The following is a 16,402-nucleotide window of genomic DNA, read 5'->3' on the forward strand; positions in this document are numbered from 1 at the left end:
TGTCTCCACCTGGAGCGAAATCGTATACCGGATGGCACAGCTTGTGCTCTAGCTTTACACGTTTATGATTTCCTCTTGGAACAACCTGTAATAAAGGAGCCTTTGGATGAACAACACCGAACTGAACAACAAAGTCATTGCACGGGGCAAGGAGTTCTTCTCCACCATCTCCGGCGAAAAGCCGTCCCTCTTCAACAAGGGTGCCTGGATGGGCAAGGTGATGGACTGGTCCATGCAGAACGAAACCTTCAAGATCCAGATGTTCCGCTTTGTCGACGTCTTCCCGTCTCTCACCACCGGCAAGCTCCTTACCGATCACATCCGTGAGTACTTCGGCGAGGAGAAGGACATGCCGCCGGTCCTCTCCACCGGCGCCAAGGTCGCAGGCATGCTCGGCTCCTTCGGCGGGGCGATGCTCAACAAGTTCCTCACCACCAACATCCAGGAGATGGCGCGCCAGTTCATCGTCGGCGAGAACACCAAAGAAGCCATCAAGAACATGGAGCGCCTGAGAAAGGATGGCTTCGCGTTCGTCGTGGACGTGCTCGGCGAGGCAACCCTTTCTGAGAAGGAAGCCGACATCTACATGAACACCTACCTTGAGCTCCTCGATTCGCTCAAGAAGGAATACAAGGACTGGAAGCCGCTGCCGGGCAAGGGTGGTAACCCGAACCTCGATTGGGGGCATGCCCCGAAGGTCAACGTCGCCGTCAAGCCGACCGCGCTCTTCTGCCTCGCCAACCCGCAGGACTTCGAAGGCTCGGTGGTCGCCATCCTCGACCGCGTCAGAAAGATCGCCAAGAAGGTCATGGAACTGGAAGGCTTCCTCTGCATCGACATGGAGTCCTACCGTCACAAAGACATCATCATCGAGGTGTACAAGCGGCTGAAGCTCGAGTTCCCGACCTACGACCAGTTCGGTATCGTGCTCCAGGCCTACCTGGTCGACACGGACAAGGACCTCCCGGCGCTCCTTAGCTGGGCGCGCCAGAACAAGGTGAACATCTCGATCCGCCTCGTTAAGGGCGCCTACTGGGATATGGAAACCGTCAAGGCCAAGCAGAACGACTGGGCGATTCCGGTCTGGACCATCAAGGCCGAGTCGGACGCCGCTTACGAGCGCCAGGCAAGGATGATCCTGGAGAGCTCCGACATCTGCCACTTCGCCTGCGCTTCCCACAACATCAGGACCATTTCGGCCGTGATGGAAATGGCCAAAGAGCTGAACGTTCCCGACGAGCGCTACGAGTTCCAGGTGCTTTACGGTATGGCCGAACCGGTCAGAAGGGGCATCCTGAAGGTTGCCGGCCGCATCCGTCTTTACTGCCCGTACGGCGACATGGTGCCGGGGATGGGCTACCTGGTGCGCCGTCTGCTGGAGAATACCGCGAACGAGTCCTTCCTGCGTCAGAGCTTCGCCGAGGACGCGCAGATCGAGCGCCTGCTCGAAGATCCGGAGGTCACGGCGCAACGCGAGCGTGCGGCACGCGCCGCCAACAAGAAGGCGGAAGCGAAGGGCCCTGGCGGCCTGAAGCCGTTCTACAACGAGGCGATGGTCGACTTCACCCGTGCCGACCACCGCGCCGCGTTCCCGAAGGAAATTGCCGAGGTAAGAAAGCAGCTCGGCAAGACCTACCCGCTCTTCATCAACGGCAAGGAAGTGAAGACCGCCGACACCATCCCGTCGGTGAACCCGAACAAGCCGTCGGAAACCATCGGCGTGATCTGCCAGGCGGGGACCGCGGAAGTGGGCGACGCCATCGCTGCCGCCAAGAAGGCCTTCCCGGCGTGGCGCGACACCGACCCGAAGGATCGTGCCCAGTACCTGATCAAGGCCGCCGCCGTGGCGCGCCGCCGCATCTTCGAGCTCTCCGCATGGCAGGTGCTCGAAGTCGGCAAGCAGTGGGACCAGGCTTACGCCGACGTCTGCGAGGCGATCGACTTCCTCGAATACTACGCCCGCGAGATGATCACCCTCGGCACGCCGAAGCGCGTCGGCAACGCACCGGGCGAGCTGAACCACTACTTCTACGAACCGAAAGGCGTCGCCGCGGTGATCGCGCCGTGGAACTTCCCGCTCGCCATCAGCCTCGGCATGACCTCCGCCGCCATCGTGGCCGGTAACTGCGTCGTGTTCAAGCCCTCCGGCCTCACCTCGGTGATCGGCTACCACATCGTGGAACTGTTCCGCGAGGCAGGGCTCCCCGAAGGGGTCTTCAACTACACGCCGGGCCGCGGCTCCGTCATGGGCGACTACCTTGTCGACAGCCCGGACGTCTCCCTCATCGCCTTCACCGGCTCCATGGAGGTAGGCCTGAGGATCATCGAGCGCGCCGCCAAGGTCCACCCGGGACAGGAGAACGTCAAGAAGATCGTCTGCGAGATGGGTGGCAAGAACGCCATCATCATCGACGACGACGCCGACCTCGACGAGGCGGTACCGCATGTCCTCTACTCGGCCTTCGGCTTCCAGGGGCAGAAGTGCTCGGCTTGCTCCCGCGTAATCGTGCTCGACGCGGTCTATGACAAGTTCGTCGAGCGTCTGGTCTCCATGGCGCAGGCGACCCTGGTCGGTCCCTCCGAGGACCCGGCCAACTACATGGGCGCCGTTGCCGACGACAAGGCGATGAAGACCATCAAGGAGTACGCCGAGATCGGCAAGAAGGAAGGGCACGTGCTCTACGAGAGCAAGGTCCCGAGCGACGGCGGCTACTACGTCCCGATGACCATCATCGGCGGCATCAAGCCCGAGCACAGGATCGCCCAGGAGGAGATCTTCGGACCGGTTCTCGCCGTCATGCGCGCGAAGGACTTCGACCAGGCGATCGCTTGGGCAAACTCCACCAAGTTCGCCTTGACCGGCGGCGTCTTCTCCAGAAGCCCGGAGCACCTGGCACAGGCGCGCCGCGAATTCAGGGTCGGCAACCTGTACCTGAACCGCAACAACACCGGCGCCCTGGTCGGCCGTCAGCCTTTCGGCGGCTCCAAGATGTCCGGCGTCGGCACCAAGGCGGGGGGGCACGACTACCTGCTGCACTTCATGGATCCGAGGGTGGTCACCGAGAACACCATGCGCCGCGGGTTCGCACCGGTCGAGGAGGACGACGACTGGGTCGCGTAAGGGTATGGGGAATGATCCATCGCCCCCAAAGGTAATATGAGAGAGCGCCTGCACTTGTCACGAGTGTAGGCGCTTTTTTTATGGAGATCTCATAACCTATTGCTCTCACTATGTGGTCAATTTCGTTTACCAACTTCCTCTTCAGGTTTACCGATTCAGCGCCCTTTTTTGCTTGATTTGTGGCTCTTTTTGACTTACTCTACCGGGTCGTAAAATAATTTTAATTTAATCTTGGAGGGAGCTATGCCAGCTGCACCGGGAACTTCGAAATTCCAGATAGATCTGCGCCGCCACCTGCGCGGGCAGAACATCAGTGACAACCTGGTTCACCTGATTTGTGAGATCGCCGAGGCGAGCAAGTACGTCATCAACGCCGTGCGCACCGGCGACCTCGGCGTCGCAGGTACCTCTAACCTCTACGGCGAAGAGCAACTCGCCCTCGACGTCCTCTCCGACCGCATCATGAGGAAACGTCTGATCCACTCCGGCGTGGTGTGCAACATCGCCTCCGAAGAGATGGACGAGATCTACCAGGCGCAGGCCTCGGCCGACGGGCTCTACTCGGTTGCCTACGATCCCCTCGACGGCTCTTCGCTCGTCGACGTGAACCTTGCCGTCGGCACCATCGTCGGCATCTACGCCGGCTGCGACCTGCTGCAGCCCGGCCGCAACCAGGTTGCCGCGATGTACATCCTGTACGGACCGCGCGTCTCTCTGGTCTACACCGTGGGGGACGGGGTGCACGAGTTCACCATGAACAACCTGATGGAGTTCACGCTCACCCGCGAGAACGTCACCATGCAGGAAGAGGGGAACATCTACGCACCGGGCGGCCTCAGGAACAAGTACAACGACGGCGACGAGAAGTTCATCCGTCACCTTGAGGCGAAAGGGTGCAAGCTGCGCTACTCCGGCGGCTTCGTTCCCGATATCAACCAGGTGCTGATGAAAGGGAAGGGGCTCTTCATGTACCCCGCCCTCAAGGGCTCGCCCAACGGCAAACTGCGCGTGCTGTTCGAACTGAACCCGATGGCCTTCATCATCGAGCACGCCGGCGGCGCCGCCAGCAACGGCCATATCCCGATCCTCGACATCGTCCCCGAGTCCCTGGATCAGAGGGCGCCGATCTACATCGGCTGCAAGAAGGACGTCAAGGTCGCCACCGACTTCCTCGAAGAGGGGAAAGTGGCGTCCGGCGCCGCTACATTTGTCAACGCCTAGCAATTTGTTGTACTATTGCCCGTCCGGCGGTGATTTTCTCTAAAGTTGCCGGGGCCGTATGGCGATAACTGTATTAACGAGTAATTTTCAGAGGTAAGGAATGGATACTGGTACCAAACGGTTGTGCAGCGAAATTCAGCTTTTCGATCTGTGCGACCTCGACACCTGCACCTGCAAGGACGGGCGTTTCTGCACCAACCCCGCAATACTGGCGCGCTTCGAGGCGATCAAAGAGGAAGACGACCGCCCGCAGTACCTGGCCGATGAGTATGACGAGGAAGGCGAGGAGGATGCCGACGATCTTGATGCATTCGGTGACGATGATTACGAAGACGACGAGCAGTAACAGCTTCGATCTTTAGATGCAACCAAGAGAACCGCTTCTCCAAAAAAGGGCGGTTCTTTTACTATCAACCGGCGCAACATCCGACTTGTTCCTGCTACGCCCGCCCCGGCCCCGGGGCCCGGCGATTTTAATAGCCATCGGGGGACTGGCCATGACCGCAAAACTGCTTATCCTGGATGACGATCACGACATCCTGCTCATGCTTAAGACCATCTTCGCCGGCGAGGAGTACGAACTCCTGCTGGAAAGCGACAGCGAAGGGGCCTTGAAGCGCATCATAGCCGATCGTCCCAACGTTGCCATCATGGACATAAGCCTCCCGCAGAAATCGGGCATCGAGGTGCTCAAGGAGGCGAAGAAGATCGATCCCGGCCTCGCGGTGATCATGGCCACCGGCTACAAGACCACCCAGAACGCCATCGAGGCGATGAAGCACGGCGCTTTCGACTACGTCACCAAACCTTTCGACATGAACAAGCTGAAGGGGGCGGTGAAAAAGGCCCTGGAGTGCAACCTCTTGAGCCGCAAGGTGCGCTATACGAAGGAGCGCGCCCAGGTGGAGGAGGACCTCACCGAGGACCTGATGATCGGCTCGTCGCCTGAGATGATCGAGATCTGGAAGATGGTCGGAACGGTGGCCGATTCGGATGCCACCGTCCTCATCCAGGGTGAATCCGGCACCGGCAAGGAGCTCCTCGCCCGCGCCATCTACAACAACTCCCGTCGCAAGAACCGCCCCTTCCTGGCGGTGAACTGCGCGGCGCTCCCCGAGGCGCTGCTTGAGTCCGAACTTTTCGGCCACGAGAAAGGTGCCTTCACCGACGCCCACTCCCGCCGCATCGGCAAGTTCGAACAGTGCAACGGCGGCACCATCTTCCTCGACGAGATCGGCGAGATGAGCCTCGCGAACCAGGGGAAATTCCTCCGCGTCCTAGAGAACCAGGAGTTCGAGAGGGTGGGTGGCAACGAGACCATCAAGGTCGACGTCCGCGTCATCGCCGCCACCAACCGCAGCCTCTTGAATTGCGTGAAGGAGAAGTCCTTCAGGATGGACCTTTTCTACCGTTTGCGCGTTGTTAACTTTTTCCTGCCGCCCCTGAAGGATCGGGCCGAAGACATACCGCTGCTGGTCGACCTCTTCGTCAAAAAGTTCTCCAAGAAGTACGGCAAGAACGTGAAAGGGGTGGCGCCGGAGACCATGGCGCTTCTTACCAACCACCAGTTCGATGGGAACATCAGGGAGCTGAAGAACGTCATCAACTCGGCGGTGGTATTCTGCCGCGGCGACATCCTCGTCCCGGGGGACTTCGAATCCTTCCTCACCGCCAAGGCGGGCTTCAAGGAGGTCGATCTCGAGGCGGCGGGCGACGACTACTACGAGGTGTTCTGGAGCATGCTGGAGCCGGTGTTCGACGGCATCTGCCAGAAGAACAAGGGTGCCATCTACGAGAGCGTCAACATGGGGCTCGAGAAGGCGCTCATCCACATGGCGATGGAGAAGAGCAACAACAATCAGGTGTTCGCCGCCAAGCTTTTGGGGATCAGCCGCAACACGCTGCGCGACCGCCTGGAAAAGTACCGGATCGGGATGGTTGCGGAGGCGTAAGGCCGCTGCAGGCATTAACGGTAACGATAAAGAGCCGGGGACCCATGGTCCACCGGCTCTTTTCTTTGTTTCAAAGGAGTTCTTAAACGTCCCCTCCCCTGGAGGAGGGACAGGGAGGGGGCGCGTTGCGCCTAGCTCAAGCTTTTCCCCCCACCCGACCTCCCCCCTCCGGGAGGAGTGGACCCTACAGTTTCTTGCCTGCCGCCTTTTCCCAATCCTCCTTGGGGATGGAGAGGAAGACATCGACCAGCTTGGGATCGAACTGCTGACCCGAGCAGCGGATCACTTCGTCGAGCACCGCCTGGAAGGAGAGCGCTTTGCGGTACGGACGGTCCGAGGTCATGGCGTCCAGGGTGTCCACGAGGGCGAAGATACGGGCGCTGATCGGTATCTGGTCTCCGGCGCTGCGGTGCGGATACCCTGCGCCGTCGTAGCGCTCATGATGGTACAAAACGAGCTCCGCCGCGCCGGTGAAGTACTTGATCCCGGCCAGGATGTCGTAGCCGATCTTCGGGTGCTGGCGCATCACCTTCCACTCCTCGTCGTCCAGCTTCGCCGGTTTCAGAAGGATGTTGTCGGAAACGCCGATCTTGCCTATGTCGTGCAGAAGCGCCCCCTTGCTCATGATGATCCGTTCTTCTTCCGAGATCCCCGCCTTCTCGGCCAAAAGGCAGGTGTAGGCCATCACCCTTTCCGAGTGGGAACCCACCTCCTTCTCACGTGCGTCCAGCGCCCGGATCAGCGCCGCTAGGGTGTGTTCGTAGGCGAGGTTGATTTCGCCCATCACGGTCCTGATCACCTCGGTCTGCTCACGCACCTTCAACTCGAGGTGTGCCTGGTACTCCTTGTTCTCCATGATCAGGCGGCGCTTCTCCAGCGTGTTCTTGACGGTGAGGAGCACCCGGTCCAGGTTGAAGGGTTTGGTGATGTAGTCCTCGGCCCCGTTGTGGATGCAGGAGAGGGCGGTATCCATGTCGTTCATGGCGGTGATCATGAGGACCGTGGTGTCGGGGGTGACCTGCTTTATGTCCTTCAGAAGGTCGATCCCGGAACGACCGGGCATCATGATGTCGAGCAGGGCGAGGTCGAGTTGCTGGTTATTGATTATCTCCATACCTTCTTCCGCGCTTGCCGCCTGGAAGCAGGTGAATCCTTCCTTCGACAGAGTGATGTTGATCAGTTCTCTGATCATATCCTCGTCATCGGCTATCAGTATGTTCCCTTTCAATTGCTACCTCCTAGAATCGCCCTTGACGCTTCTTGCGTCGCGGTTCCCTGCAGCGTATCCCGCACCTTTCTGATGAGGGCATCGCCTGCAAAGGGCTTGGGCAGGAACTGCATTCCTTTTTCCAGTGTTTTCTCAAAGCCGGCCCGGTTCTCCATGTGTCCAGACATAAAGAGTACCTTGAGGTCGTGCTTTTTGCCTAGAAGTATATCAGCGAGCGTGGGGCCGCTCATAAACGGCATCACCACGTCGGTCAAAAGCATGTCTATATCACCTTCGTGTTTGTCGAACAAGGCGATTCCCTGTTCCGGATCGGTGCTCTCCAGCACCTTGAAGCCACGCATCCTGAGCGTGTGCACCACCAAATTCAGTACCCCGGGCTCGTCTTCGACCACGAGGATGGTGTAATTGGTGTCGATAGCCTCGTCAAGCTGCTGCCTTGACTGCGCCTCGGAGCTCTCAAGGGTACGAGGCAGGTAGATGTCGAAGCGCGCCCCCTCTCCAGGCTCGCTGGTCACCTGGATGTACCCGCCGCACTGCTTGACGATACCGTACACGGTGGCAAGTCCCAAGCCGGTGCCCCGGCCCATCTCCTTGGTGGTGAAAAACGGCTCGAAGAGCCGCTGCTTGACCTCCTCGGTCATCCCCTGGCCGCGGTCGGTAACGCTCAGTCGCACGTAGCTTCCGGCCTGCGATCCCGGATGCGTGCCGGTGAAGGCATCGTCCAGTTCGCAGTTGGCCGTCTCCACCGTGATTACCCCGCCGGTGTCCGAGGCGTCCCGCGCGTTCACGATGAGGTTCATCACGATCTGCTCGAGCTGCCCGGGGTCCATCTTGATGAGACCCGCGTCGGGGGCGAGGTTCGTGGCGAGACGTATGTTCTCGCCGATCAGCCGCTCCAGCATCTTCTGCACCGACTTCACCTGTTTGTTGACGTCCAGTACCCGCGGCTCCATGATCTGGCGCCGGCTGAAGCCGAGCAGCTGTCTGGTGAGGTCAGCGGCGCGCTCACCGGCCCTGAGGATCTGTTCCGCCTCCTTGCGCATGGGGGAGTTCTCCTCCATGGCCCGGATTAGCAGGGTGCTGTAGCCGTTGATGACGGTGAGCAGGTTGTTGAAGTCGTGGGCGATGCCACCGGCCAACTGGCCGACCGCCTCCATCTTCTGCACTTGGCGCAGCTGTTCGATGGCGAATTTGCGTTCGGTTACGTCCTCTTTGAGGGCGACGAAATGGGTGATCGCCCCCTCGGGGTTCTTGACGGCCGAGATGGAGCAGCTCTCCCAGTAGAGTTCGCCGTTCTTCTTACGGTTCTGCAGCTCCCCGTGCCATTCCCTGCCGGCGCAGATCGTGTCCCAGAGATCGCGGTAGAAGGAGTCCTCCATGTTGCCCGACTTGACGATGCTCGGGCGCTCGCCGATCAGCTCCGCCTCGGAGTAGCCGCTCACCTCGATGAACTTCGGGTTGACGTACTCGATCAAACCGCGCAGGTCGGTGATCACCACCGATACCGGGCTCTGCTCCACGGCCTGCCACAGCTTGCTGAGCTCGGCTTCGGTACGCCTGCGCTCCGTGATGTCCAGCAGGGTGCCGATCACCGCGTCCGCACCGTTTATCACGGTCCTCGTGCCGTTCACTTCGAGATCGATGGTGACGCCGCTGCGGTGTTTGCCGCGGAAGAAGACGTGCAGCGGTTCGCTCCCTTCCGTCAAAGGGCAGAGAAAGCGCGTCATCACCCCGATCTGGTCGTCGGCGTGCACAAGTTCGAGCAGGTTTTTCTTCTCGATCAGCTCCTCGGGACGGTAGCCGAAGACGTCGCCGAACTTCGGGTTCACGTAGATGATGATGTCGTCCTGAAGCATGAAGATGCCGACCAGCGACTGCTCCACGAGGCTTTGGAAACGCGCCTCGGTGGCGGATAGCGCCTCCTCGGCCATGCGCCTTTCGCGCCGCTCCACCGTTTCGCGCAACTCGCGCTTGATGGCGGGGATGAGCCGTGAAAGCCGGTCCTTGAGCAGGTAGTCGTGCGCCCCTGCGCGCATCGCTTCGACGGCGGCGTCCTCACCCATTTGGCCGGAAACCATGATGAAGGGGAGATCGATGCTGCGGTCGTGCATGAGCTTTAAGGCGGCGAGTCCCGAGAACCTGGGCATGACGTAGTCGGAGATGACGACGTCCCAGCCGCCAAGCCCCAGTGCCGCTTCCATCTCTTCGGGAGTCTCCACCCGCTCGTAGTACGGAACGAACTCCCTCTGCAACTCGCGCACGATGAGCAGTGCGTCTTCGGCAGAATCGTCTACGATCAGGATGCGCAGTGGATGTTTCATCCGGCCGGGACCTCGCGTCATGCATCTAGTCTCTGATGTTCCTTCACCTCCTTATCGGCCGCCCCTCCCGATATATTTAGCAGCACCGCGTATTTTTATGAAAAAAGGAAAGAATATGGAACCCGGTTTCTTGGCTACTATTTGAGGGCTGATTGTGCTATGAATCGTGCAGCCACAGCGGCTGAAAAGGAGAGCATCAGAGTGTTTACCACGTCCTTTATCCATCGTTTCTCGGCTTTCTTCTTCTCTTTGCTTGTCATGGGCCTGTTAAACGCGGGGTGTGCCAAGGAAAAGGAAAAAACAAAGCAGAATAACCCTGCGCCGGTCACCGTGGCCCGGGCCGCGGTCAGGGACGTTCCCGTGGAACTGCGCGCCATCGGCAACGTTGAGGCTTACTCCACCGTAGCGCTTAAGTCCCGAGTTGCCGGCATCATCACCGCGGTCCATTTCAAGGAGGGGGACGACGTGCCGAAAGGGGCGCTCCTCTTCACCATTGATCCGCGCCCCTTCCAGGCGTCGCTCACCCAGGCGAAGGCGAACCTCGCGCGCGACCGGGCCAATGCCGAGAACGCGAAGGAGCAGGCACGCCGCTATGCGAGCCTCTGGCAGGAGGGGATCGTCACCCGCGAACAGTACGACCAGTTGCAGGCAAACGCCGATTCCCTCGCCGCTTCGGTCGCCTCTCTTTCCGCCGCGGTGGAGAGCGCGAAGCTCCAGCTCGATTACTGCTACATCCGCTCGCCCCTTTCAGGGCGCACCGGCGGACTCACCACCCATGCCGGGAACCTGGTGAAAGAAAACGACACCGCGCTCGTAACGATCAACCAGATCACCCCGCTCTACGTCACCTTCTCGCTGCCGGAAAAGGATCTCGCCGTTATCAAGGGGAGGGTGGGGGGCAAACTCCCGGTGACGGCGTCCGTTCCCGGGAGCCCGATCGCCGAACAGGGGACGGTGAGTTTTCTCGACAACGGCGTCGACCCCGCCACCGGCACCATCAAGGTGAAGGGGACCTTTGCCAACCGGGAGCGCAAACTCTGGCCCGGTCAGTTCGTGAACGTGGCGCTCCGCCTCGACGTGAGGAAGGGGGCGGTCGTCGTGCCGACCCGCGCGCTGCAGACCGGGCAGCAGGGCGATTTCGTCTTTCTGGTGAAACCCGATGCGACCGTCGAGGTGCGTCCGGTCACCGTCGGGCCGGCGCAGGACGGCGTTACCGTGATCGAGAAGGGACTCGCCCCGGGCGACACGGTGGTGACCGATGGACAGTTGAAACTCGTTCCGGGGGGTAAGGTGGCCGTCAAGGGGGGACGCCCCGCATGAACCTTGCGGAACTCTTCATCAGACGACCGGTGATGACCAGCCTGGTCATGCTCGCCATCGTGCTTGCGGGCGTGATGGGATACCGGCTCCTGCCGGTGAACGACCTGCCCTCCGTCGATTATCCGACCATCCAGATCACCGCGAACCTTCCCGGCGCGAGCCCGGAAACCATGGCGAGTGCCGTGGCGACGCCGCTTGAGCGCCAGCTCTCCACCATCGCCGGGATCGACAGCATGAACTCCACGAGCGGCCAGGGGGTCACCAGGATCACCCTCCGTTTCGCCCTGGAGCGCGACATCGACGCCGCGGCGCAGGACGTCCAGTCGGCCATCACCAAGGCGGCGCGGCAGCTCCCGCAGGACATGCCCGCCCCGCCGTCCTTCCAGAAGGTGAACCCGGCGGACCAGCCGGTGCTCTACCTGGTGCTCTCCTCGAAAACCCTGCCGCTCTCCCAGGTGCACGAGTACGCCGACACCATGATCGGCCAGCGCATCTCCATGGTCTCGGGCGTAGCGCAGGTGCAGGTGTACGGCGCGCAGAAGTACGCGGTGCGCGCGCGGGTGAACCCGACGGCGCTCGCCGCCAAAAAGATCGGCATCGACGAGGTTTCCAACGCACTCGCCAAGGGTAACGTGAACCTCCCCACCGGGACGCTGCAGGACGCCGACCGCTCCTTCGCCATCCAGTCCCAGGGGGAACTCCTGGACGCCGCCGCTTACCGCCCCCTGATCGTCGCCTACCGTGGCGGCGCCCCGGTGCGTCTCTCCGATGTCGGCACCGTGGTCGACTCGGTGGAAAACGACAAAATCGCGGGGTGGTTCAACGGGAGCGAGCGGGCCATCATCTTAGCCGTGCAGCGCCAGCCCGGCACCAACACCATCGAGGTGGTGGACGCCATCAAGAAGCTTATCCCGGGCTTTCGCGCGCAGCTTCCCGGTTCGGTCACCCTCTACGAGCTCTACGACCGTTCCCAGGCGATCCGGCACTCGGTGGCGGACGTTAAATTCACCCTGGTGCTCACCATCGCCCTGGTGATCATGGTGATCTTCCTTTTCCTGAGAAACCTCTCCGCCACGGTGATCCCGAGCCTCGCACTCCCGATTTCACTCGTCGGGACCTTCGCCGCCATGTACCTCCTGGGTTTCTCGGTGAACAACATCACCCTGATGGCGCTGACCCTCTCGGTCGGCTTCGTGGTGGACGACGCCATCGTCATGCTGGAGAACATCGTGCGCCACATGGAGCTTGGCGAGCGCCCGATGGAAGCGGCCTTCAAGGGGTCGAGGGAGATAGGCTTCACCATCGTCTCCATGACCATCTCCCTTGTTGCCGTCTTCATCCCGGTGCTCTTCATGGGGGGGATGTTAGGGCGGCTCCTGCACGAGTTCGCCGTCACCATCACCTGCGCCATCCTGATCTCCGGCGTGGTCTCGCTCACCCTGACCCCCATGCTCTGCAGCCGTTTCCTGCGCCCTCCCGCCGAGGAGCGCCACGGCCGCATGTACCTTTTCCTCGAGCGCTGCTTCGATGCCATGCTCGCCGCCTACAGCAAAAGCCTCACGAAGGTGCTGGGGCTGCGCCGCACCACCCTGGCCCTCACCGTGATCATGATGTTTCTCACCGGCTACCTCTTCTGGAAGATGCCCATGGGGCTTCTCCCCAGCGAAGACCTGGACTCCTTCTACGTAACCACGGAGGGGGCGCAGGGGGCCTCCTTCGAGGAGATGGTCACGCACCAGCAGGAACTCGCCAAAAGGATCGCGGCGAACCCGAACATCAAGGGGTTCATGTCGACGGTCGGCGCTTCCGGTTCACGGGTCGGCTCCAATTCCGGCTTTATGTTTGTCACGCTGAAGCCGAGAAGTGAGAGGAAGGACCCGGTGGACAAGGTGATCCAGCAGTTGCGCCCGAAACTGGCCGAGGTGCCGGGGATTCTCGCCTTCATGCAGAACCCGCCCCCGATCCGGCTGGAGGCGCAGCTCTCCAAGAGCCAGTACCAGTTCATCCTGCAGAGTCCGGACACACAGGTTCTCTACGAGAATGCGGCGGCCTTCGAGCAGAAGCTCAAGCAGGTGCCGCAGCTAATCGACGTGACGAGCGATCTGCAGCTGAAAAACCCGCAGGTCGACGTGAAGATAGACCGGGACAAGGCGACCGCGCTCGGGGTCACCCAACAGCAGGTCGAGGACGCCCTCTACTACGCTTACGGCTCGCGGCAGGTGTCCACCATCTACGCGCCGACGAACCAGTACCAGGTGATCCTGGAACTGGAGCCGCAGTACCGTCTCGATCCGTCGGCCCTGGGGCTCCTGTACGTGAGGTCCTCGACCGGGGCGCTGGTGCCGCTCTCCACGATGGCCTCGCTCTCGAAGTCGCTCGGGCCGCTGTCGGTGAACCACCTGGGGCAGATCACGAGCGTCACGGTCTCCTTCAACGTGAAGCCCGGCGTCCCGTTGAGCGATGCGGTGGCGGCGGTAGAGAAGACGGCGCGCGAGTCGCTCCCTCCGGCGATCAACACCGGGTTCCAGGGGGCGGCGCAGGCGTTCCAGTCCTCGACGAGCGGGCTCACCTGGCTCCTTGTCGCGGCGGTGGTGGTGATCTACCTGGTGCTCGGCATCCTCTACGAGAGCTACATCCACCCGGTGACCATCCTCTCCGGGCTTCCGGCGGCAGGGCTCGGCGCGCTCCTGACCCTCATGCTCTTCCACAAGGAGCTCGACCTGTACGCCTTCGTCGGGATCATCATGCTGGTCGGCATCGTGAAGAAAAACGCCATCATGATGATCGACTTCGCGCTCGAGGCGCAACGCAAAGAGGGTAAGAGCCCGCTGGAGGCGATCCACCAGGGGTGCCTGATCCGTTTCCGCCCCATCATGATGACGACCATGGCGGCGCTCATGGGGACGCTTCCCATAGCACTCGCCATCGGCGCCAGTTCGGAGGGGAGAAGACCCCTGGGGTTAGCCGTAGTCGGGGGGCTTTTGGTGTCTCAGCTTCTGACGCTCTACATCACGCCAGTGGTGTACTACTACATGGACCGGGCCAAGGAGAGGGCCGCGCATCTCTTTGCGAAGAAGGCGCCGGTGCCGCAGCAGTGATCCTTTAGGGACGCACCATGCTGATCAACGACGAAGTACAAAAACAGGTTCTGACCATCCTGGCGAAGACGGCGGTCACCCCGACCGCCGACGTGCAGCAGCGCGCGAGCGCGCTCCTGCAGTTAAACCCGGGGCAGCAGGTGAAGGCGGAGATCATCGCGAACCTCCCCAACAACCTCTACATGGCCCGCGTGGCGGGGGAGCTTTACAAGCTTGAGATCCCGCTCAACGTGCAGCCGGGCGAGACCCTGGAGATGACCTTCGTCGCCGCCGATCCCCGCATCACCTTTCAGATGCAGCGTCCGAGTTCCGAGACGGTGCAACTGAGCTCGTTTGGCAAATGGCTCTCTGATGTGGTGAGAGACGCACCGGCGCTTCCACCCCCGCAGGAGCCTCTCGTCGAACACCCGGAACACGCGGCGACCGAGCTTGCCGGCAAACTGAAGGCGGGTCTTACGCAAAACGGTCTCTTCTACGAGTCGCACCTCGCCCAGTGGGCCGTGGGCGGGCTCTCGGTGAAGGAGCTTTTGAAGGAACCGCAGGGGAAGCTTTCCCCGATGCTTTCGGAAGGGGATGACACGGGAGAAGGGGAGGGGGCCATAGCGGACAGCAGGACCCTGCCGCTCATCAAGGAACAACTGCACCTCCTGAACACCGGCATCCTTGCATGGCAGGGTGAGGCGTGGCCCGGCCAGCAGATGAAACTGACCATTGGTGAGGGGAACCCCGAGCAGTGGGAGCAGGGGATCGAGGCGAATCTGTCGCTCGAGTTGCCGCGCCTGGGAGGTGTGGAGGCGAGGCTTCGCTTCACCCCGGACGGGGTCGCGGTGGAGCTCACCTGCGCGAACGCGGGGATGGCCGACATGCTGAGGGAGAATAGCGGCGAGCTCCGCTCCTCTTTTGCGGCGAAGGGGCTACACCTGTACAAACTGGCGGCTAAAGATGGCTAGGAAACCTTCCGACATGAAGCGCGCCGTCGCCATGGTGTACAACCCTGACGAGTCAGGCGCGCCCAGGGTCATCGCCAAGGGGGCCGGCATCAGCGCCGAGGCGATGATCTCGCTCGCGCGCGAGCACGGGGTCTACGTGCACCAGTCCCCGGAGCTCGTCTCCATGCTGATGCAGGTGGACCTTGACGCCGAGATCCCGCCCGAGCTCTACCAGGCCGTGGCCGAGCTCCTCGCCTGGCTCTACCAGGTGGACGAGCGGCTGGCCGGGATGCGGGCGGACCACCTTTGAAGTTTCCCCCCCTTAATTCGAGTGGTCAGAACGGCTCGATCAAAAGGTAGTCCGCGTCCTCCCTGGTGACGTTCCCCTGGTTCAAAGGGGGCATGGGAGGGAGGATGATCCGGTACGAAAGCCCGCCGCGCAGCTCCGAAGGAATCCCGCCGACACCCCTCACATGCGCTCCCCCTGCGATCACCACCATCACCCGGTCCGGATTGGCGGCAAGGTAGCTCTCGATGCGCCGCGCCATCACCACGTTTCTTAGCATCTGCGCCTCGGCTATGTTGCGGAACCCTTCGGCATCCTTTCCGTGCGAGGGGGAATAGCCGCGCATGAAGCGGAGGTAGTTCTCGCTCACCGTGGCATTGGTCCCCGGGGGGAGTTGTGCCAGCTCTTCCTTCGACAGGTCTCCGAAACCGCGCCGCGCCACCGCCTGCACCAATTCGCGCGGCGCGTTCAGCCCGACGATCGGGATTCGGTTATCCTTGGCGAAGTGAAAGATGTCGGCGTACATCTCCCAGGGGATGTAGCGCCAGCTGAGCGCGTACACCTTCTTAAAGGCGGCCTCGGGGACCTTTCCGGCTGTGTAGGCGTCGAGTGCGGGCTGGCTCGTCTGCTCGAACATCTCCATGCCGATGGCGAGATGCTTTCCCTGCGCCTTGAGCGCCTCTAGGACCCGCAGTTGCAGCTCGTGGTGCGCCCCGGCATCGTGGGCCTCGCCGACGAAGATGATGCGCGCGCGGGAAACGTCGCTGATCATGGCGGGGACCTCCACCACGCTCCGGTCCTCCACCTTGAGCGCCTTGTTGATGGAACAGCCGGTGAGGAGGATGAAAAGCAAGGGAAGGAGCGCCTTCGCGGCGAAGGGAAGCGGCATCGACTGCATGTGACGGAAAACGGTCATGGCGGCAGCC

11 protein-coding genes are annotated in these 16,402 nt (G+C 61.5%); 8 read left to right on the top strand and 3 right to left on the bottom strand.

Annotated features, from left to right (window positions below; all coding sequences use genetic code 11):
• Window positions 1–106: 106 nt before the first annotated feature.
• The 4 genes from pruA to E8L22_RS09940 all read left to right on the top strand — a co-directional run bounded on the left by pruA (window position 107) and on the right by E8L22_RS09940 (window position 6,294).
• Window positions 107–3,121, top strand: coding sequence for an L-glutamate gamma-semialdehyde dehydrogenase (gene pruA, locus E8L22_RS09925; protein WP_136525039.1), 3,015 nt, complete (start codon window positions 107–109; stop codon window positions 3,119–3,121).
• Between the two features lie 243 nt (window positions 3,122–3,364).
• Window positions 3,365–4,342 (top strand): class 1 fructose-bisphosphatase, encoded by a 978-nt coding sequence (locus E8L22_RS09930; protein ID WP_136525040.1) that lies wholly within the window; start codon window positions 3,365–3,367, stop codon window positions 4,340–4,342.
• A 100-nt stretch (window positions 4,343–4,442) separates the two neighbouring features.
• Window positions 4,443–4,688: a hypothetical protein gene (locus E8L22_RS09935; RefSeq protein WP_129125798.1), complete on the top strand. Its 246-nt coding sequence runs from the start codon at window positions 4,443–4,445 to the stop codon at window positions 4,686–4,688.
• Window positions 4,689–4,839: 151 nt separating this feature from the next.
• Window positions 4,840–6,294 carry a sigma-54-dependent transcriptional regulator gene (locus tag E8L22_RS09940; protein WP_136525041.1) on the top strand — a complete coding sequence of 485 codons (1,455 nt, stop codon included), beginning with the start codon at window positions 4,840–4,842 and terminating at the stop codon, window positions 6,292–6,294.
• A 184-nt stretch (window positions 6,295–6,478) separates the two neighbouring features.
• Here E8L22_RS09940 and E8L22_RS09945 read toward each other — a convergent pair whose 3' ends face one another.
• Both E8L22_RS09945 and E8L22_RS09950 read right to left on the bottom strand, forming a co-directional pair.
• Window positions 6,479–7,522 carry a response regulator gene (locus E8L22_RS09945; protein WP_136525042.1) on the bottom strand — a complete coding sequence of 348 codons (1,044 nt, stop codon included), beginning with the start codon at window positions 7,520–7,522 and terminating at the stop codon, window positions 6,479–6,481.
• On the bottom strand, window positions 7,519–9,843 hold the full coding sequence (locus tag E8L22_RS09950; RefSeq protein WP_136525043.1) for a PAS domain S-box protein: 2,325 nt from the start codon (window positions 9,841–9,843) through the stop codon (window positions 7,519–7,521). Before E8L22_RS09950 ends, E8L22_RS09945 begins: the two co-directional genes overlap by 4 nt.
• A 201-nt stretch (window positions 9,844–10,044) precedes the next feature.
• Here E8L22_RS09950 and E8L22_RS09955 point away from each other — a divergent pair, with 201 nt between their 5' ends.
• The 4 genes from E8L22_RS09955 to E8L22_RS09970 are packed head-to-tail and all read left to right on the top strand — an operon-like array spanning window position 10,045 to window position 15,500.
• Window positions 10,045–11,163: an efflux RND transporter periplasmic adaptor subunit gene (locus E8L22_RS09955; RefSeq protein ID WP_246044606.1), complete on the top strand. Its 1,119-nt coding sequence runs from the start codon at window positions 10,045–10,047 to the stop codon at window positions 11,161–11,163.
• Window positions 11,160–14,261: an efflux RND transporter permease subunit gene (locus E8L22_RS09960; protein WP_136525045.1), complete on the top strand. Its 3,102-nt coding sequence runs from the start codon at window positions 11,160–11,162 to the stop codon at window positions 14,259–14,261. The genes E8L22_RS09955 and E8L22_RS09960 overlap by 4 nt, the downstream gene beginning before the upstream one ends.
• A 17-nt stretch (window positions 14,262–14,278) precedes the next feature.
• Entirely contained in the window at window positions 14,279–15,211 is a 933-nt protein-coding gene (fliK, locus tag E8L22_RS09965; RefSeq protein WP_136525046.1) for a flagellar hook-length control protein FliK, read from the top strand.
• Window positions 15,204–15,500 (top strand): EscU/YscU/HrcU family type III secretion system export apparatus switch protein, encoded by a 297-nt coding sequence (locus E8L22_RS09970; protein ID WP_136525047.1) that lies wholly within the window; start codon window positions 15,204–15,206, stop codon window positions 15,498–15,500. The genes fliK and E8L22_RS09970 overlap by 8 nt, the downstream gene beginning before the upstream one ends.
• A 25-nt stretch (window positions 15,501–15,525) precedes the next feature.
• On the opposite strand, the gene E8L22_RS09975 is transcribed toward E8L22_RS09970, so the two are convergent.
• Window positions 15,526–16,392: a ChaN family lipoprotein gene (locus E8L22_RS09975; protein WP_136525048.1), complete on the bottom strand. Its 867-nt coding sequence runs from the start codon at window positions 16,390–16,392 to the stop codon at window positions 15,526–15,528.
• Window positions 16,393–16,402 lie beyond the last annotated feature (10 nt).

It is taken from the genome of Geomonas ferrireducens (genome assembly GCF_004917065.1).
GTDB classification, from domain to species: Bacteria; Desulfobacterota; Desulfuromonadia; order Geobacterales; family Geobacteraceae; genus Geomonas; species Geomonas ferrireducens.